This window comes from Galactobacter sp., assembly GCF_022712295.1.
GTDB lineage: Bacteria > Actinomycetota > Actinomycetes > Actinomycetales > Micrococcaceae > Galactobacter.
On record NZ_JALAGT010000114.1, the window covers coordinates 1 to 18,537 of the forward strand.

Sequence of the window (18,537 nt, forward strand, 5' to 3'; positions counted from 1 at the left end):
CAGCGAATCACGGAGGATCAGGGGTGCGGGGACGGCGGAAGGCAGGGCGGGCCCGTCGGACACCGCAGCGGCTCAGCCCAGCGGCTCAGCGCAGGAAGAGCTTCCTCAGCCGGCCGGTCGCCACCATCAGGCCGGCCGCCGCAATCACCAGGAAGTACAGAACATGCCACAGAACGGAGACGTCGATCACGCCGACGGACAGGTGCCGCAGCATGTCCACACCGTGCCACAAGGGGAGGATCTCGATGACGATCCGCACGCCATCGGGGTAGGCGGAGAGCGGGAAGAACGTGGCGGAGAACAGGAACATGGGCATGGTGATCATGTTGATCCAGTCCAACTGCTGGAACCGCTTGATGAAGGTGATGATCGCCATGAACAGCGCGGAGAAAGCGAACGCGATCAGCACGGCTCCGGGGATCATGAGGATGCCCCACATGCTCGGCACCAGCCCGAAGCTGAAGGCGATCACGGAGAACCCGAGCGCATACAGCAAGCCACGAGCCAACGCCATCATGATCTCCCCGAACGCCACGTCAAGCGGCCCGAGGGACGTGAAGAGCATGACCCGGTAGAGCTTGGCGTGATTGAGCTTGAAGAACATGTTGTTGGAGTCCATGAGGGCTCCGTTCATGGCGGAGGTCGCCAGGAGCGCCGGTGCGATGTATGCCGCATACGACATGGATACACCGCCGGGACCCTCCACGTTGCCCACCGCCGCTCCGAGACCGAAGCCCATGGAGAGCAGGTAGAGCACCGGCTCCAGAAATCCGGTGACGATGACGATCCAGGTGGCGTTCTTGGTCGCCATCCAGGACCGCTGCATCACGGCGCGCGCGTTGCGCCCATAGAGGGCGCCGCGCTTGCGCGCCGGGACGGGCGAGTGGCGCTGGGCCTCGGCTGCGGCCGTCGTGCTCATTTCTCCCCCTTCAGGCGGGACGTGAAGTTGCGGATGGTGAACAGGTACCCCACCATCGCGAACGCGACGAGCACCAGCACATGAACCACCACCAGCCATGTCTCGACGCCGTGGCCGTACATCAGCAGACGGGAGACCTCGGTGCCGTGCCAGATCGGGAAGATCCAGCCGATCCACTGCAGGAAGATGGGGAGGTTGGTCAGCGGGTAGAAGGTACCGGAGAACATGAACAGTGGCATGAAGATGAAGCGCATGATCACGGAGAACTGGCCTCGTTCCTCACGAATAGTGGCGGAATAGGCCATGATCGGCAGGCCGAGCGCCAGGCCGGCCAGCGCCGCCACCAGCACGGCCAGCAGGGACCACCAGCTGTGGACCGCCCCGAACAGTGAGACCACGCCAAGGAAGATCAGCGACTGCGTGAACAGTCGAATGGCGATGGCCAGCATCTGCCCGCGCGCGATCTGCTGCGGCGTGATGGGCGTAACCACCGGCCCCTGGTAGAGGCGATGCCACTTGAACCCGTCCATGACCGGGAAGGTGGCCTCCGTGACCGCGCCCTGCACCGCGCCCGAGACCAGCAAGGCGGGCGCGATGAAGGTGATGTAGGAGACGTCGTCGAACAGGGTGCCGTTACCCATCAACAGCGAACCGAGCCCCACGCCCATGGCGAGGACGTACATCAGGGGCGAGCCGATGGCGTCGGCCAGCACCACGTCGCCGTAGCGGACGATGGCGCGAAGGTAGTACTCGGTCACGTACCAGGCACCGTGCTTACGCACCTTGCGCGCGGAGACCTCCGGCGAGTGCGCGTGCAGTTTGGTCTCGAACAGGGCGGCGTCGCCGCCGATGCTCTGGCGTTCGTTTCCAGTGCCCGACGGCGCGTGCCCGGCGTCCGCCGGTGTCGTAGGCGTGGGTGGGGTGTCCGGCGTGTCCGGCTGGGCGTGATGATCCGGGATGCGCTCAGTCAATGAGGGTCCTCCCGGTCAGGCGGAGGAAGACGTCCTCGAGCGAGGATCGGCGCACCAGGGAGGCCAACGGCGTGAGGCCGCGGGCCTGGACCTGGCGTAGGGCGGCCTCGCCGTCGTCCGCATAGAGCAGCACACGGTCCGCGAGGAGTTCCTGGCGGACCCCCAGGTCTGCGATGCGGACGGCGGCGTCCTTGTTGGCGTCCGAGCCGAAGCGCAGTTCAAGCACCTCGCGGGTGGAGTGATCGCGGATCAGTTGCGCCGGGGACCCTTCGGCCATGATCTTGCCGTGGTCCACCACGATGAGGCGGTCGCAGAGCTGCTCGGCCTCGTCCATGAAATGCGTGGTGACCAGCAGGGTGGTTCCCTGTTCCTTGAGGCGGAACAGGCGATCCCAGAGGATGTGGCGGGCCTGAGGGTCCAACCCCGTGGTGGGTTCGTCCAGCAACAGCACGTTGGGCTCGTTGATGAGCGAGCGTGCGATGGTGAGGCGGCGCTTCATGCCGCCGGAGAGCGCGTCGACGCGGGAGGAGGCCTTGTCGGTGAGCTGGGCGAAGTCCAGCAGCTCGCCGATCCTCTGCTTCAGGTAGCTGCGCTTGAGGCCGAAGTAGCGGCCGTAGACGTAGAGGTTGTCGGAGACCTTGATCTCCTCGTCCAGGTTGTCCTGTTGAGGGACCACGCCCAGGTGGGCGCGGACCTCGGGGCCCTGTCGATCCGGGTCCATGCCCATCACGGTGAGTTCGCCTGCGGTACGGGTGGAGGTACCTCCCACCATGGACATGGTGGTGGACTTGCCTGCGCCGTTGGGGCCGAGGAATCCGAAGGACTCCCCCGGTGTCACGTCGAAGTCAATGCCGTCCACGGCGGTGAAGTCACCGTAGCGCTTGGTGAGGCCGCGGGCGCGGACGATGGGCTCTGAGGCTGCGGGCGAAGCTGACACGCCTCCAAACCTATCGACTCAGAGTGATTGAGACAAGCCAATGGGTGGGTGTCGTGTGCCGAATCTGCCGCCGCCCCAACTCAGCTTCAGTTCGATGTCCAACTTCAGCGCAGATGGCCTGATGGGGCTGAAGTTGAGATTCCAGCCGACGCTGCGCGGGCCGTGAGCCACCGGGCGTCGGGCGGTGAAGTGGGCCACCTAACCCTGGAAGGTAAGCCTCACCTGGCTATCCCGAATGATTCAGAAGTAGTAAACCTGTAGTCATGCAGCACACGACCGGACACCATCACGAGGACTCGGTGGCGCACTCGGCCGCTGACCCCCTCGAGTGGTCCGCGGCCCTGCGCCGCACCGGTCGACGCGTCACGGGCCAGCGGCTCGCAGTCATGCGGGCAGCCAGCGACCATCACCACGCCACAGCGGAACAACTCCACCGGGACACCCGGGCCGAGTACCCCTCCGTGGCGCTGGCGACCATCCACGCGATCGTCAACGACCTCACCGAGGCAGGCCTCCTGCGCCGGATCGAGGTCCCACAATCCCCTGCACTCTACGAACCCGAATTCGGCGACAACCACCACCACGCCCAGTGCGTGCGGTGCGGCCGCATCGAGGACGTGGAGTGCGCAGTGGGCCACGCCCCCTGCCTGCATCCGTCGGATACACACGGCATGCAGATCCAGGTGGCGGAGGTCCTCTACCGTGGACTGTGCGCCGATTGCGCATCACAGGTCGAAGCCCAACCCAGTCCGACCGAACCACGCACACGTTAAGTCTCGAAAGGATCACATTGACTGACATCGACAAGTGCCCCGTCATGCACGGCGAGGGCCAGCTGCCTCGCCCCACCCAGGGTGACGCCAACCAATTCTGGTGGCCCAACCGTCTGAACCTGAAGGTCCTCGCCAAGCACTCCGAGCTCTCCAACCCCCAGTCCGGCCTGGACTACAAGGCCAAGTTCGAGGCCCTGGACCTGGATGCCGTCAAGGCCGACATCCGCGACGTCATGCTCACTTCCCAGGACTGGTGGCCGGCCGACTTCGGTTCCTACGCCGGCCTGTTCGTCCGCGTCGCTTGGCACTCCGCAGGCACCTATCGCGTGCAGGATGGCCGCGGCGGTGGCGGGACCGGCCAGCAGCGTTTCGCCCCGATCAACTCCTGGCCCGACAACGTCCTCACCGACCAGGGTCGTCGACTCCTGTGGCCCGTCAAGAAGAAGTACGGTCAGTCCCTTTCTTGGGGCGACCTGATGATCCTCGCAGGCAACGTGGCCCTGGAGGAGGGCGGCCTGAAGACCTTCGGCTTCGCCGGTGGCCGTCCGGACGTCTTTGAGCCCGACGACGACGTGTACTGGGGACCCGAGACCGAGTGGCTGGACAACCCCACCCGCTACGCCGCCGATCGCAGCGCCGACAGCCTCGAGGATCCCCTCGCTGCCGTGCAGATGGGCCTGATCTACGTCAACCCCGAGGGCGTCGAGGGTGACGGTGACCCGCTGCGCCTCGCAGGCGACATCAAGACCACCTTCGGCCGCATGGGCATGAGCGTCGAGGAGACCGTGGCCCTGATCGCCGGCGGTCACACCTTCGGCAAGACCCACGGCAACGCTCCCGCAGACGCTCCCGGTCCGGTGCCGGAGGCGGCCCCGCTGGAGCAGCAGGGCCTTGGTTGGAAGTCGGACTACAAGTCCGGCAAGGGCATCGACGCCATGGGCTCCGGCCTCGAGGTCACCTGGACCTACCACCCGCTGCGCTGGGACAACGAGTTCTTCCACATCCTCTACGGCTACGAGTGGGAGATCGACCACTCCCTGGCCGGCGGCATGCACTACAAGCCCAAGGACAATGGCGGCGCCGGACTGGTCCCCGAGGCCGACGGTTCCGGCACGCGTGAACCGCGCATGCTGGTCTCCGACATGTCCCTGCGTGTTGACCCGGAGATGGACAAGATCTCCCGCAAGTTCAAGGACGATCAGGCCGCCTTCTCCGATGCCTTCGCCCGCGCCTGGTTCAAGCTGACCCACCGTGACATGGGCCCCAAGGCTCGCTACCTTGGCAAGGAGGTTCCGGCAGAGGACCTCATCTGGCAGGACCCGGTCCCGGCGGGCAAGACGCTCTCCGACGCCGAGGTCGCCACGCTGAAGGACGCCATCAAGGCCTCCGGCCTCTCCGTGGCTCAGCTGGTCTCCGCCGCGTGGTCCTCCGCCTCCACCTTCCGCTCCTCCGACAAGCGCGGAGGCGCCAATGGTGCCCGCATCGCCCTGGAGCCGCAGCGCTCCTGGGAGGTCAACGTGAAGTCCGGCGTGAACGACACCGTGGATGCCCTGAAGAAGATCGCGGAGGAGTCCGGCACGGGTGCCTCCCTGGCCGACACCATCGTGCTGGCCGGCAACGTGGGTGTGGAGCTGGCTGCCGAGGCCGCTGGCACCCCGGTGGAGGTCCCCTTCCACTCCGGTCGTGGCGACGCCACCCAGGAGCAGACGGACACCGAGTCCTTCTCCTACCTGGAGCCCAAGCAGGACGGTTTCCGCAACTACTTCAAGGTGCAGTCCGTCCTGCCGGAGGAGCACGTGTTCGTCGACCGCGCCAACCTCCTGGGCCTGACCGCCCCCGAGGCCACCGTGCTGGTGGGCGGCCTGCGCGTGCTCGGCAACAACTGGGACGGCTCCACCACCGGTGTGTTCACCGACCGTCCGGGCCAGCTGACCCGTGACTTCTTCGTGAACCTGCTGGATCTGGGCACCGAGTGGAAGCGTCTGGACAAGGACGGCCACGCCTTCGCCGGCGTCAAGGCCGATGGCACCAAGCTGATCGGCTCCCGCATCGACCTGATCTTCTCCTCCAACTCGGAGCTGCGCGCTCAGGCCGAGGTCTGGGCCGAGGACGACGCGGATGCGCGTTTCATCCAGAACTTCGTGAACGCCTGGGTGAAGGTCATGGACAACGATCGCTTCGATCTGGCCTGAGCCACACCCACTGAGTCCCGACGCCGCTGGCAGGGCGTGATCCCCCTGCCGACGTAACGCTTCGAGGCCCGACCCCACTTGATCGGGGTCGGGCCTCGAAGCGTTTTCAAGGGGTCTTGCGCTCCGCTTCAGAACTGCGTGAACGACTAGGCTTGGACACCATGAGCTACCCGCCCCAGGATCCCTACCAGCAGCAGGACTACTACCAGCCTGCCTACCCTCAGCCCCGGGGTAAGTCGATCGCGTCCCTGGTGCTGGGCCTTGTGTCCTTGGTCTTCGGGTTCACCTTTGTTCTGCCGATCATTGGCGTCATTCTGGGCGCCATCGGTATGGCCAAGGAGCCGGCCGGGTGCGGTATGGCCATCGCCGGGGTGATTCTGAATCTCATCTGTCTGGCCGGATGGATCGCCCTGATCATCATTCTGGCGCTGCTCGGCATCACCATCTGGGCCAGTACAGCAGTGACATTGTTCTGAACGCAGTCACCCTGTTAACAACCCCGTCCGGCATCACCTGCCCGGCGGGGTTCTTGTTGTCTTGGACCACCAGAAGTAAATGTCTTGGTCCAGAAGTAAACAAGAACAATCCGTCGGGGGTCTTTGACATGATGAGGACACGTCAAGACACCAAGGAAGTCCATGAATCACTCGTTCCTCACCCGGCGGTTACCTTTGGGAATCGCCGCCGTACTCGCACTGGCATCAACCGCCTGTTCTTCGCCGTCCACCGATGCAGCCGTCACCGTCACGGAGACGGTGCCCGCTGCTACCGAAGCTGCGTCGAGTCCAGCCACTTCTGAGCCCACCTCTGCTGCACCCAGTACCTCCACACCCAGTTCCACTGCGCCGTCCTCGACCGCACCCAAGAAGCCGGTGGCGCTGAAGTGGACCACCATCTCGCGCAGCTCGGGCACGGGCGCCGAGAAGACAGCGGAGAAGCTCGAAGTGCCCTATCTGACGAACGCGTCGACGAAGGCAAATACGGCTTTCAATGCAGAGGTCTCCCGCGCAGTCGCTTCATGGCGCGGAGAAGTCGCACCAATGCCGGGAGCCAACTGCGATGAAGCCGGCATGTGTCCCCTCGCCATGGATCGCATTGACGGGGGCATCTACAAACAGAGCTACGCCAGTGCGCTGACCAGCATTTATGTCTGGACGGGAGGCGCTCACGGCCTGACCGATTCCTTCGGCCTCACCGTGGATCTGACAACCGGCGATTCCGTCGGCTTGGACACCTTCGTGACGGCCCCGGACAGCGTCGTCAATGCAGCCGTCGGCCGCGCGCTGCTGAACAAGTTGCCGGCTACCGAGACACAGGGGCAAACCCCCAATATCGATATTCGGCAGGACGGGGTCGCTTGGTCGGTATCCGACAAGGGAGTTTCCTTCGCCTTCGCGGAGGGTCTCGTGGCATCCAATGCACAGGGACTCGTTTCTGTGACCGTTCCCTGGAGTGAGGTGAACGGATGATCCCGTCCAAAGCCGCACGCCGTCTCCGTCTCCGCTCTGGGGCGGGCCTGGCCGTCGCCGCGCTGGCGCTCGGGCTGGCCGCGTGTTCAGGGACCCCCGAGCCTGCACCCACGGTGACCAAGACCGTGGAACCATCATCGGCAGGCCAGAGCGCCATGCCGTCCACCGAGTCTGCACCCGTCACGTCGGCCGCCCCGAGTTCCACGGAGCCCGCCGAGCCCGTCAGCATCCAGTGGGTGCAGGTGGACCGCAGGAACGAGTCGGGGCACCTGGCCACAGAGTCCCTCAGCGTACCCACTCTGAAGAACGCGCCCGAGAAGGTCAAGAAGGCCTTTGATGCCCGCGTCTCGAGCCAGGTTCAGAAAACGAGGAAATTCCTGTTGGAGCAGCAGGACGGAATGCTCGAGTACAACGACCCGAACGATCCGGCAGTGAAGGACCTGCTCTCGCAGTCCTACCTGAAGTCCTCACGTGCCGGGTCAGCCGTCTACAAGGACAGGTACGCCAGCGCGATCATCGACTTGGATGGCGCAGAGGGCGGCGGAACCCACATGACCAAGGTCGCTGCCTCCGTCACCATGGACATCCAATCCGGCGAGGAAGTGCCGCTGACCGACTTTGTTGGCCTCTCCAGAAGCCAGCTGGAGTCGCTGCTGGCTGAGAATCTCAAGGCGGAATTGACGAAGGAAGGAATGGCAGATGACCCCTTCCGCTTGTTGCAGAATGTCGACTCCTACGAGTGGATGGTCAGTGACAAAGGCGTGACCTTCAGATACCTGAGCATTTACGAGGGTGGCTGGGACTACGTGTTCACCCTGCCGTGGAGTGAACTGGGCCGCTGAACCTTTGGGCCACCCGCTGTTGGTATCGTCCGAACCCAGATACAGGGGCCGGGTGAGCAACTTACCCCCGGGTACGCGATAAGCCCCCGAATTCCTGATTCGGAACCGTCGTAGAACGGTTGCTAATCAGGAATCCGGGGGCTTACCCGAGTTCACGGGGCAAATGCCCCGACTGGGCGCAGAAGACGTGCGACGGGGGTACCGAAGGAGCAAGAATGCCCCGCCGGTACCCCCGAAGGACCTACTACGCCAGGGTGCGTTCAGCGGCTTCGACGACGTTGGTCATCAGCAAGGCCACGGTCATGGGGCCCACGCCGCCCGGGTTGGGGGACAGCCAGCCGGCCACCTCGCCCACGGCCGGGTCCACGTCACCGTAGACCTTGGACTTGCCGGTCTCCGGATCCGGATCGCCGCGGGTCACGCCCACATCCAATACGGCGGCACCGGGCTTCACGTCCTCAGCCTTGATCAGATGCTTCACACCGGCAGAGGCCACGATCACGTCGGCCTGGCGCAGGTACTGGCCCATGTCCACGGTCCCCGTGTGCACCTGCGTCACGGTCGCGTTGTACTCGCGACGCGTCAACAGCAGCCCGATGGACCGTCCGATCGTCACGCCACGGCCAACCACCACGACGTGCTTACCGTTCAGGGAGTACCCGTTACGGGTCAGCAGCTCGATGACACCACGCGGAGTACACGGCAGCGGCGACTCGATGGTGGTGTTGACGTTGAGCACCAGGCGCCCCAAGTTGGTGGGGTGCAGCCCATCTGCATCCTTGTCCGGGTCGATCCGTTCCAGGATCGCGTCCGTGTCCAGGTGCTTGGGCAGCGGCAGTTGCACAATGTAGCCGTGGCAGGTGGGGGCCGCGTTGAGCTCGTCGATCAGCGCTTCCACCTCTTCCTGGGTGGCGTCCGCCGGCAGCTCACGCTGGATCGAGTTCATCCCGATCGCATCCGACTGTTTGTGCTTCATGCCGACGTAGAGCTGCGAGGCCGGATCGGCACCCACCAACACCGTGGCGATACCCGGAGTCACGCCCCGAGCCTTCAGTGCGGCAACTCGCTCGGTCAGCTCGGCCTTGATCGCGGCGGACGCTGCGCGCCCGTCCAGTTTCTGTGCGGTCACCGGATCACAGCCCCGGGTACAGCGGGAAGTCCGCTGCGAGCTTGTCCACGCGGGCGCGCAGAGCCGCGGTATCGGTGGCCTTGCCGTCCTTCAGCGCGGTGGCGATGATGTCGGAGACCTCGGTGAATTCGGCAGCGCCGAAGCCACGGGTGGCCAGCGCGGGGGTACCGATGCGCAGGCCGGAGGTGGTCATCGGGGGGCGCGGGTCGAAAGGCACGGCGTTGCGGTTGACGGTGATGCCGACCGCGTGGAGCAGGTCCTCGCCCTCCTTACCGTTGATCTCGGACTCGCGCAGGTCCACGAGCACCAGGTGCACGTCGGTGCCACCGGTGAGCACGGAGACGCCGGCTGCGGCGACATCGGGCTGGGTCAGGCGGTCGGCCAGGATCTTGGCACCCTCGAGGGTGCGCTCCTGACGGGCCTTGAACTCCTCGGAGGCGGCGATCTTGAAGGCCACGGCCTTACCGGCGATGACGTGTTCCAGAGGTCCACCCTGCTGTCCGGGGAAGACGTTGGAGTTGATCTTCTTCGACATCTCCACGTCGTTGGACAGGATCATGCCGGAGCGGGGGCCCGCCAAGGTCTTGTGCACGGTGGAGGTGGTGACGTCGGAGAACGGCACGGGGTTGGGGTGCAGTCCCGCGGCGGCGAGGCCCGCGAAGTGGGCCATGTCGGTCCAGAGGTAGGCACCCACCTCGTCTGCGATGGAACGGAAGGCCGCGAAGTCCAGCTGGCGCGGGTACGCGGACCAGCCGGCAACGATGACCTGCGGGCGGGTCTCGAGTGCCTGCTCGCGGACCTTGTCCATGTCCACGCGGAAGGTGGTGGGATCCACCTCGTAGGCGGCCACATTGTAGAGCTTGCCGGAGAAGTTGAGCTTCATGCCGTGAGTCAGGTGGCCACCGTGGGCCAGGGAGAGACCGAGCATGGTGTCGCCAGGGTTGATCATCGCGGCGAGCGCGGCAGCGTTGGCGGAGGCGCCGGAGTGGGGCTGGACGTTGGCGAAGCCTGCTCCGTAGAGGGCCTTGACGCGGTCGCGGGCCAGGTCCTCGACCTGATCAACCCATTCGCAGCCGCCGTAGTAGCGGCGTCCTGGGTAACCTTCTGCGTACTTGTTGGTCAGAACTGATCCCTGGGCCTCGAGGACGGCGCGGGGCGCAAAGTTCTCCGAGGCGATCATTTCCAGGGTGTCACGCTGGCGGGACAGTTCGCCGTCGATGAGACGCGCGATGTCCGGGTCCACCTCTGCGAGGGGGAGGTTGGTGACGTTGGGTTGGGACACGGGTCAACTCCTGTGGGTGTGTGGTTACACGGTGCTGGCGGGGCGCATTGGCCCCTATACCTTCCGGACCCAGGCGTTCGGTCCGTCAAGCCACAGGTGCCGCTCCCTGGTGGTGCTCCACCCTGACGCCAGTCGCGACGTGATCAGCATATCGGTTCAGGCACTCAGGGGGATACACCCGTTCATGCCCGACGGCCAGTGGTGACGTCCGTGCCGGCGTCGCCTGCGGCGAGCAATGGTTCACTTCCGACGAAGCAGCACCCTGTCCGCCGACCAGCTGCCTGCACCGGCGATGGCCAGGGCCAGCGCTCCCGCCCCGAGCAACAGCACGAGTTCATAGCCACCGTCGGTGGAGAAGAATCCCTGTTCCAGGTGGACCGTGAAGGCGGCACCGGCCATGTCCACCACCAGCAAGGCGCCGATGATCCGGGTGAACAGGCCCAGGATCAGGGCAGCGCCACCAACGAGTTCCAGGTAGGCGACCACCGGACCCACCACCGAGGCCAGGGGGACGCCCATGGCCTCGAAGCTGTCCGAGGTTCCTGAGATGCCCCATTCGAAGACCTTCTGGCTGCCGTGGACCATGAAGGCCCATCCGACAACGAGCCGGATGATGGTCAGAGCCAGGTTGATCTGGGTGTTTGCTCGGGCGTTGGCCATGGTGCGGTCCTCTTTCGTCAGTTTTGGACGGTTCAGTGCTGGACGGTTCAGTGCTGGACCGTCCGGCAGTTGTGGCTTCGAAGTCGCCACCACCATGTCATTTGACCCTTCAACTTTCATCGTGGCGGGCGTCACGCCGATGTGCTGCCGATGCTCCACTTCCGCGGATTCATGCTGCAGACTTGCCCGCCCCTCAGACTCCTCACCGTCCGATGCTCAGCGTCGACTCAGCTGACGGACAGCGCACCGCGGCCCTCCCGAACACGCGGCCGGTCGTTCCGTGGACCAGTTCGTTGAGGAACACCTTGCGTACAGGGAAGTAGAGATGGGTCCAGCGGGTGCATGAGGTACGCCCAGTACGGTTCGTAGAAATCTGTCCGGGCCGCGAACCCTTCTCCCCGGGGAATAACCGCAGCCGTAGCTTGGTTATACGTCTCTGTGTCAGAGAGCCACCCCGCCGAACGGCGCCGCATCGTCGTCATCGGTGCAGGGCAAGCCGGTCTCTCTGCCGCACACGGGTTGCGGCGTGCAGGTTTGATCCCGCACGTGGATCTGGAGGTCCTGGACGCCAACCCCGGACCGGGTGGGGCCTGGTCGCATCGTTGGGACGCCCTGACGTTCGACCGGGCCCATGGCCTACATGACCTGCCCGGCTTCCCCCTCGGGACTCCGGATCCCGAGGAGCCCGCCCGTGAGGTCGTCAAGCGGTACTACGGCGCATACGAGGACAGGGAACAGCTGGAGGTCCTCCGCCCCTGGCGCGTCACGAGCGTGGAACGCACCGCCGAACCGGCACCGGACCTGCCCGGCCCGAGGCCGCGCTTCCTCGTCACGGCCCAGCACGGAGCCGCCAAGGAGCACGCAGCTTCGAAGGGGCACGCAGCCTCCAAGGAGACCCGGACCTTCCTCGCCGACGCCGTCATCTCCGCGACCGGTACATGGGACAAACCGTTCATCCCGACCCATGCGGGCCACTTCGCGGGGAGGCAGCTGACCACGCGCGGCTTCGTCTCCCCAGACGAATTCACGGGCCAGAGGGTGCTGGTGGTGGGCGGTGGCGCTTCGGCCGCCCAGTTCATCATGTTGCTGCGCCGCAACGGGGTGGACACGGTGTGGTCCACCCGCACGGCGCCCCGTTTCACGGAACAACCCTTCGGGCCGGCGTGGGGCCGCGGCGTGGAACACCGGGTCTCGGCGCGCGTCCGTGCCGGGCTGCCTCCGCTCTCCGTGGTGGCCGAGACCGGCCTGCAGACCGACCTCTACCGCGAGGGCATCGACGCCGGCTGGATGGAATCGCGCGGCGCCATCCGGCGCCTCCTCCCCCACGGGGTCGTCTTCGCGGACGGCACCACCGAAGAGGTTGACGCGATCCTCTGGGCCACCGGATTCCGCGCCTCACTTGACCACTTGGCGCCGCTTCGCCTCCGCACGCCAGGAGGAGGCATCCGCATGATGCCCGACGACGTATCGGTCGCCTCCGCGCCCGGCCTCGCCCTGGTGGGCTACGGCCCCAGCGCGTCCACGCTCGGCGCCACCCGGGCCGGGCGGAAGGCCTCCCGCGCGGTCTTGACTCTCACGGAAAGCAACTGAGAGCGGGACTGGAGTCGCTACGCAGCCGCTTCTCGCGGAACACGTCAGACCCTGGACGAGTCCCGATGTTGTCTCGTCGCCCGCCCACGCTGCATCAATGACCACAGCGCCCTGGCGCCCGGTAGTGCGGCGACTCGACGAACCAGCCGGAACGACGTCGACTCCTTCAGGGCGCTGAGCTCACGCCGGACACTCTTCAGCTCCCCCTTGGTGGTCCTCAGTTCTCCCTTGAGCCGCTTCACCTCTGCCTCGACCTTCCGTGTGTGCCGGAGACAACGCCGCGCCACAGCGTCCAGGTTCCGGTACAACGGCAGACGTGGCAGAGCCTGCAAGGCATCCAGGTCCAGCTGCGGGAAACGGTCGTGGAACAGGTCCGCGGTCCGGCTCCCCGGTTGTCGGTGGTCCACCAGGGCCTTCAGCCGATTCAGTTCGGTCGCATTGCTTTGGGAGTCGTTGAGTCCGTGGCGTATGGCGATCCAGCTCGGGGTCTCGGTCTCGTGGACCACGGGGTCGATCATCCGGTCGTGTCTGGTCCGGCCGAAGATGTTCAGTGGCGCGGTCCCGTCGGAGACGATCCCCAGTCCATAGGCGTTCAGCGGGTCGTGCTCCTCGTAGACCCCGAAGCTGTCATCGACCAGGCGGGCCACCACGAATCCCCTGTTCATCGAGACGATGGTGCCGCGGGGAACTGTTGCGCAGATCCGGTCCACGGTTTGCAGGAAGTCCGCAGCGAGGAGGTCGTCGTCGTCATAGCGGTAGGTGAACAGCCGGTCCCCGCGCGCCAGTTCGGTGAGAACGGGGGCCAGTCGCTCCACGATGCCGTCGTCGTCATGGAACTCCACGACGTGCAGCCGTGGCACGGAGGCGCACAGGTCCTCCAGCCGGGTTCTCACCGAACCCGGGAGGTCGTGACTGACCAACACCAGGCCGTGAGAACGTTCCTCCCGGCGGGCCAGTTCGCGGTAGGTGGGTAGGCAGAAGTGCTGGAAGGTCTCCAGCTTGGCGTCCAACCTTTCCGGCGTGAACATCTTCCGCTTGGCCTGGTCCACGCTCAGGTTCTTCGTCACGTTGAAGTCACCCAGGGTCTTGGACGTCACCAGGTTGAAGCGCGTGATCCCGACGAATTGCATGAGTTCAATGATGGACCCACGGGCTGAACCCCCGGTAACCCCAGCATGAATGCAGATTGCCATGAACTCTCTCGGAAGGCGTGGACGCACGGGTTCCCCGCGCTGCGGGGGTCACCTACGGCGGGAAAGCAGCGTGATGACCTCGAAGTGATCCGTCTGCGGGAACATGTCCATGACGCGGACCCGTTTCAGGTTCCAGGACGGCATCGCGGCCAGGTCCTTGGCCAGGGTGGTGGCGTTGCAGGAGGAGTAGATCACGTGCTCGGCGTCGCAGCGCTCGAGCCAACCGGCCAGGTCGGCGCCGATCCCCCGCCTCGGCGGATTCACCAGCACTAGGTCCGCCGCATGGTCCTGGGACATGGCCCACGCGCCGGCATCGCCCACGGCGAAGTGCACGTCTGAGGCACCGGCCACCCCGTCCGCGATGGCCCGTTCACGGGCGGCACCGGCACCCTCGATGGCGCCTTCCGAGATCTCGATCCCTGTGACGACCCGGCCGGGAGCCGCTGCGTGCAGGGCGAAGCCGCCCACGCCGCAGTAAAGATCCCACACGGAGGCGGGCGCCACCTCCGCGATCCATTCCTGCGCCTGCGCATACAGGGCCGCAGCGACGTCGGTGTTGGTCTGGAAGAACCCCTGCGGTCGCAGGCGCAGCGTCACATCGTTGACGCGCATGGGCAGCGTCGCTGGTCCGTGCAGGTGGACCTCCCGCTCCCCCTCCAATGCCGCGATATGGTTGGGCAGCAGATTCGCGGTCACGATGAGGGCCTGCGGCAACCGCTCCAACAATCCGGGGAGTCCGCCCCGTACCTGGTCAACGCCCTGCTGGGAGCGAACCACGAAGCGGATCATCAGTTGACCATCCGGGTTGGCGGTGACGATCACGTGCTTGAGCTCTCCACGACGCGTGGGCACGTGGTACGGCTGGATCCGATTCACCCTGATGAAGGTCGCGATGAGAGGTAGGACCTCGGCGATCGCAGGATCCACGACGCCGCAGCGGCGCAGGTCGATACCGTGTCCGTCGGCGTCCAGGATGCCGAGCGTGGGCTTCTTGGAGGTGCCGCCCACCACCATCTTGGCCTTGTTCCTGAAGCCCGCTTCGGGACCCGTGTAGGGGCGTTCCCACTCGCCATCGATTCCTGAACCGAGGGCATCCACCAGCAACTGCCGCGACAAGGCATCCTTGTTCGACACCTGCTGCGGGTACGGGGTCCCCATCAGTGTGCAGGAGGAGCACCGGTGGGCGTCGAAATAGGAACACTGCATCAGACGTCCAAGTCTAGGCGCGTTCCCACGCAACACGATTCAGACAATGTGATACCCACTGCTAGCGTAACCATGTTTGTTTTAATTGCGTCCTTGAGGAAGTGCACCAGAATCATGACTCAGCCCGGAACCCAGGAGCCGAATGACAACCCTGCCCAGCAGGGTTACCCTGCAGCGGCAGAGCCCGCGGGCGTCGCCGCCGTGGCAGAAAAGCCCAAGAAATCCAAGAAGGCCAAACTGCTCTCGATCCTGATCGTGGTGGTGCTGGCGTGCGCGGCTGTGGGCGTGCGCATGTGGATGAAGGGCAACTCCAAGGAGCGGGCCATCGAGAAGAGCGTGGAGATGCCCCTCGAGGAGAACAAGCTCCCCCAGGACGTGGATCAGGTCACCACGTGGACCGACCTGAAGGCCGACGGGAAGACCATCGTCTTCACCTATGAGATCGCCGATGATGCTGCCGAACAGTTCAAGGCCGATGAGGCCAACAAGGCAACCATGTCGGATGGCCTGAAGGACGAGGCGTGCAGTGATTCGTCCCTGAAGAAGCAGTTCTCCAACGGGGCCACCGTGCGCTACGAGTACTTCACCGAAGGCGGGGAGAAGGTCTTCACCGACGACGTGAAGGCCCGTGACTGCTGACCGATGCCTCACCGGACACGTCAGGAGCCCCGCACCGATTCCGGTGCGGGGCTCCCTGCGTTCCACGACGGAACCCGAAGTCACGGCGGATGCCGAACCCACGCCGTCGGGCATTGCGAGACGCGTCAGGCGGCCACCTTGTGGCCGGTGAGGTGCGAAACCGCGGCGAGCGCCTGGTCCAGGTCCGCGATCAGGTCCTGGACGTCCTCGATGCCGACCGAGAGGCGCACCAAGTCGGCGGGGATCTCCCGGTCGGTGCCCTTCAGCGGGGCGTGGGTCATCTCGGTGGGCAGGCAGATCAGGGATTCCACGCCGCCCAGGGAGACAGAGAGCCCGAAGAGCTTCGTGGCCGTGACGAACTCCTTGGCGGCCTCCCCGGTCGGCAATCGGAAGGACACCACTCCCCCGAAACCGTCGTGCATCTGGGCCTTGGCCAGACCGTGACCGGGGTGGCTCGGCAGTCCCGGATAGTTGCCCCGAGCAACGTCCTCACGCCTGGCCAACCATTGCGCCACGCGCAAGGCGTTGGTGCTGTGTTGCCTGACGCGTAGACCCAAGGTCTTCAGCCCGCGTGCGGCCAGGAAGCAGTCCTGGGGGCCGGCCACGGCGCCACCGGCGAATTGCTGGAACTCCACGGCCTCGGCCAGGGTCTTCCCACGGAAGGAGGCGCCACCCACCACCACGGCGCCGCCCAGCACGTCGGAGTGTCCGCCGATGTACTTGGTGGTGGAGTGCGCAACGGCATCGGCGCCCAGGTCCAGGGGACGCTGGAGCGCCGGCGAGGCGAAGGTGTTGTCCACCACCAGCAGCGCCCCGGCGTCATGCGCCAGGCGGGCCCATCCGGGGATGTCCGCGATCCCCAGGTTCGGGTTGGACGGGGTCTCCAGCCACAGCACGGCGGTGGATCCTGGCTGCACGACTGTCGCGACGGCAGCCAGATCGGTGGCATCGACGGCCGTGTGGGTGATCCCCCACGGACCCAGGATGTCCTTCAACAGCCGGTTGGTTCCGCCGTAGGAGTCGGAAGCGATCACCACGTGGTCGCCCGGGCGCAGCACGGCCCGCAGCAGAGCGTCCTCAGCAGCGATCCCGGAGGCGAACGCGAAGGCACGCTCCCCGTTCTCGAGGGCCGCCAGCTGCTCCTCGAAACCGTTGCGGGTGGGGTTGGACCCGCGAGAGTACTCGTGCCCGTTGCGCAGCACGTTCACGCCGTCCTGGATGAATGTGGAGGTCTGATAGACGGGAGGCACCACGGCGCCGGTCAGCGGGTCCGGTTCCTGCCCGGCATGGACGGCCCGGGTGTCGAAGCCCTGATTCGTGCTCATGCGGACACCTCCGCGCGGTCGGCGCGTGCAGAGGAGGCGCGGTCGGCGCGTGCCAGGTGAGCGCCGTCCAGGGCGCGGGTCAGGTCGGCCAACAGGTCGGTGGTGTCCTCGAGTCCGACGGAGATACGCAGCAGCGCCGGGGAGATCCCGGCCGCAGCCAATTGCGAGGCATCGAATCGACAGTGGGTCATGGTGGCCGGATGCGACACCAGCGTCCGGGTGTCGCCTATGTTGGCGGCGAACTGGATGAGCTCAAGGCGGTCGATCACCTCGGGAACCAGGGCAGCATCCACGAGTTCCAGGCCGAACAGGCAACCGGTGCCGCGGGGGAACGCGCGTGCCGCCAGCTCGTGCTGAGGGTGGCTCGGCAGCGAGGTGTGGTGGACGCGGGCCACGGCCGGGTGATCCTGCAGGGCGGCGGCGATGGTCTGCACATTGGACGCCACCAGTGCGGCGCGGGCAGGCAGGGACTCGATGCCCTGCGCCAGCGCGGAGGCGCTGGAGGCGGAGAGCGTGGGTCCGAGATCGTGCAGGAACTTGGAACGCACCAGCATCAGGTAGGCGTCGTCGCCGTACTTCTGCAGCAACGAATCTCCGTAGTAGCGGGCCCGCGGCTTGGCGATCTGCGGGAATCGCTCGGGGTCGCTGAGGTCGAAGGTCCCGGCGATGACGGCACCGCCCAGCGCGGAACCATGCCCGCCCAGGCCCTTCGTCACCGAGTGCACCACCACATCAGCGCCGTGCTCCAGCGGACGGTAGGCCCAGGGGGTGGCCAGGGTGTTGTCCACCACCACGCTGACGTCATGAGCATGGGCCAGCTCGGCCAGCGGTTCCAGGTCGATGACCTCCACCTGGGGGTTCGTGACGGATTCCAGCAGGAACGCCACGGTGTCCGGCCGAATCGCGGATTCCCACGCCTGCAGGTCGAGCGGATCCACGAACGTGACCTCGATGCCGAAGTCGACGAACGTGTCGGTGAGCAGGTCAACGGTCCCACCGTAAAGACGAGACGAAGCCACCAGGTGCCGAGGCCCCTGCAACAAGGCCAGCAGCGCCAAGGCCACCGCCGACTGCCCGGAAGCCGTCGCCACGGCACCCCGGCCACCTTCCAACGCAGCGAGGCGCTTCTCCAACACGGCCACCGTGGGATTCCCGGTCCTGGAGTAGGTGAAGCCCGCCTTGCGTAGCGCGAACAGCTCGGTGGAGGAGGCATGATCCGTGAAGGAGTACGCGGCGGACGTGGTGACCGGCGCCGTCAGCGGCCGGGCCTCCCCCGTGGGCTCGTATCCGGCGTGAACGGCCCGAGTGGCCGGATTCCAGTCGGGCTGCTGGTTCTGCTCTGACATGGTGTCCTCCTCGTGTACTCACGAGGGAGAAGCGGCATTCTCGAAAATCGCAGCCCCCACACGG

Annotated in this window: 18 protein-coding genes and 1 riboswitch; of the genes, 7 read left to right on the forward strand and 11 right to left on the reverse strand. The window is 65.8% G+C overall.

All coding sequences use genetic code 11. The annotated features are described in order from the left end of the window. Positions 1–85: 85 nt before the first annotated feature. Genes Q0A15_RS08740 through Q0A15_RS08750 form a run of 3 tightly spaced genes read right to left on the reverse strand, consistent with a single transcriptional unit; the run spans position 86 to position 2,827 of the window. Positions 86–919, reverse strand: coding sequence for an ABC transporter permease (locus Q0A15_RS08740; protein ID WP_291279141.1), 834 nt, complete (start codon positions 917–919; stop codon positions 86–88). Beyond that, entirely contained in the window at positions 916–1,890 is a 975-nt protein-coding gene (locus Q0A15_RS08745; RefSeq protein WP_291279142.1) for an ABC transporter permease, read from the reverse strand. Before Q0A15_RS08745 ends, Q0A15_RS08740 begins: the two co-directional genes overlap by 4 nt. Then, complete coding sequence (locus Q0A15_RS08750; RefSeq protein WP_291279143.1) at positions 1,883–2,827, reverse strand: ABC transporter ATP-binding protein; 945 nt, start codon at positions 2,825–2,827, stop codon at positions 1,883–1,885. The genes Q0A15_RS08745 and Q0A15_RS08750 overlap by 8 nt, the downstream gene beginning before the upstream one ends. Positions 2,828–3,090: 263 nt before the next feature. On the opposite strand from Q0A15_RS08750, the gene Q0A15_RS08755 reads away from it, so the two are divergent. The 3 genes from Q0A15_RS08755 to Q0A15_RS08765 all read left to right on the forward strand — a co-directional run bounded on the left by Q0A15_RS08755 (position 3,091) and on the right by Q0A15_RS08765 (position 6,268). Then, on the forward strand, positions 3,091–3,600 hold the full coding sequence (locus Q0A15_RS08755; RefSeq protein WP_291279144.1) for a Fur family transcriptional regulator: 510 nt from the start codon (positions 3,091–3,093) through the stop codon (positions 3,598–3,600). A 17-nt stretch (positions 3,601–3,617) separates the two neighbouring features. Then, positions 3,618–5,792 carry a catalase/peroxidase HPI gene (gene katG, locus Q0A15_RS08760; protein WP_291279145.1) on the forward strand — a complete coding sequence of 725 codons (2,175 nt, stop codon included), beginning with the start codon at positions 3,618–3,620 and terminating at the stop codon, positions 5,790–5,792. Between the two features lie 161 nt (positions 5,793–5,953). After that, complete coding sequence (locus Q0A15_RS08765) at positions 5,954–6,268, forward strand: DUF4190 domain-containing protein (RefSeq protein WP_291279146.1); 315 nt, start codon at positions 5,954–5,956, stop codon at positions 6,266–6,268. Positions 6,269–6,435: 167 nt separating this feature from the next. Here the strand turns inward: Q0A15_RS08765 and Q0A15_RS08770 are convergent, their stop codons facing one another. Next, positions 6,436–6,687 (reverse strand): hypothetical protein, encoded by a 252-nt coding sequence (locus Q0A15_RS08770; RefSeq protein ID WP_291279147.1) that lies wholly within the window; start codon positions 6,685–6,687, stop codon positions 6,436–6,438. Between Q0A15_RS08770 and Q0A15_RS08775 the strand changes: the two genes are divergently transcribed. After that, positions 6,665–7,261 carry a hypothetical protein gene (locus Q0A15_RS08775; protein ID WP_291279148.1) on the forward strand — a complete coding sequence of 199 codons (597 nt, stop codon included), beginning with the start codon at positions 6,665–6,667 and terminating at the stop codon, positions 7,259–7,261. The genes Q0A15_RS08770 and Q0A15_RS08775 overlap by 23 nt on opposite strands. Next, on the forward strand, positions 7,258–8,103 hold the full coding sequence (locus Q0A15_RS08780) for a hypothetical protein (RefSeq protein ID WP_291279149.1): 846 nt from the start codon (positions 7,258–7,260) through the stop codon (positions 8,101–8,103). The genes Q0A15_RS08775 and Q0A15_RS08780 overlap by 4 nt, the downstream gene beginning before the upstream one ends. Positions 8,104–8,347: 244 nt before the next feature. On the opposite strand, the gene Q0A15_RS08785 is transcribed toward Q0A15_RS08780, so the two are convergent. From Q0A15_RS08785 to Q0A15_RS08795, 3 genes are all read right to left on the reverse strand, one after another. After that, the gene (locus tag Q0A15_RS08785) at positions 8,348–9,232 is read right to left on the reverse strand and encodes a bifunctional methylenetetrahydrofolate dehydrogenase/methenyltetrahydrofolate cyclohydrolase (protein WP_291279150.1); all 885 of its coding nucleotides are present in this window, start codon (positions 9,230–9,232) and stop codon (positions 8,348–8,350) included. Positions 9,233–9,236: 4 nt separating this feature from the next. Then, entirely contained in the window at positions 9,237–10,514 is a 1,278-nt protein-coding gene (gene glyA, locus Q0A15_RS08790; protein ID WP_291279151.1) for a serine hydroxymethyltransferase, read from the reverse strand. A gap of 60 nt (positions 10,515–10,574) precedes the next feature. After that, a riboswitch (ZMP/ZTP riboswitch) is annotated at positions 10,575–10,660 on the reverse strand. 94 nt (positions 10,661–10,754) lie between these two features. Continuing rightward, positions 10,755–11,174, reverse strand: a complete 420-nt coding sequence (locus Q0A15_RS08795; RefSeq protein WP_291279152.1) for a DoxX family protein — start codon at positions 11,172–11,174, stop codon at positions 10,755–10,757. Between the two features lie 438 nt (positions 11,175–11,612). On the opposite strand from Q0A15_RS08795, the gene Q0A15_RS08800 reads away from it, so the two are divergent. Beyond that, on the forward strand, positions 11,613–12,764 hold the full coding sequence (locus Q0A15_RS08800; protein ID WP_291279153.1) for an NAD(P)/FAD-dependent oxidoreductase: 1,152 nt from the start codon (positions 11,613–11,615) through the stop codon (positions 12,762–12,764). 44 nt (positions 12,765–12,808) lie between these two features. On the opposite strand, the gene Q0A15_RS08805 is transcribed toward Q0A15_RS08800, so the two are convergent. Next, the gene (locus Q0A15_RS08805) at positions 12,809–13,894 is read right to left on the reverse strand and encodes a glycosyltransferase (RefSeq protein ID WP_291279154.1); all 1,086 of its coding nucleotides are present in this window, start codon (positions 13,892–13,894) and stop codon (positions 12,809–12,811) included. Between the two features lie 111 nt (positions 13,895–14,005). After that, positions 14,006–15,163 carry a methyltransferase domain-containing protein gene (locus tag Q0A15_RS08810; RefSeq protein ID WP_291279155.1) on the reverse strand — a complete coding sequence of 386 codons (1,158 nt, stop codon included), beginning with the start codon at positions 15,161–15,163 and terminating at the stop codon, positions 14,006–14,008. A gap of 114 nt (positions 15,164–15,277) precedes the next feature. Between Q0A15_RS08810 and Q0A15_RS08815 the strand changes: the two genes are divergently transcribed. Next, the gene (locus tag Q0A15_RS08815; protein WP_291279156.1) at positions 15,278–15,802 is read left to right on the forward strand and encodes a hypothetical protein; all 525 of its coding nucleotides are present in this window, start codon (positions 15,278–15,280) and stop codon (positions 15,800–15,802) included. Between the two features lie 125 nt (positions 15,803–15,927). Here Q0A15_RS08815 and Q0A15_RS08820 read toward each other — a convergent pair whose 3' ends face one another. Both Q0A15_RS08820 and Q0A15_RS08825 read right to left on the reverse strand, forming a co-directional pair. Then, on the reverse strand, positions 15,928–17,127 hold the full coding sequence (locus Q0A15_RS08820) for a cystathionine gamma-synthase (protein WP_291279157.1): 1,200 nt from the start codon (positions 17,125–17,127) through the stop codon (positions 15,928–15,930). Next, positions 17,124–18,473 (reverse strand): aminotransferase class I/II-fold pyridoxal phosphate-dependent enzyme, encoded by a 1,350-nt coding sequence (locus Q0A15_RS08825; protein ID WP_291279158.1) that lies wholly within the window; start codon positions 18,471–18,473, stop codon positions 17,124–17,126. Before Q0A15_RS08825 ends, Q0A15_RS08820 begins: the two co-directional genes overlap by 4 nt. Positions 18,474–18,537 lie beyond the last annotated feature (64 nt).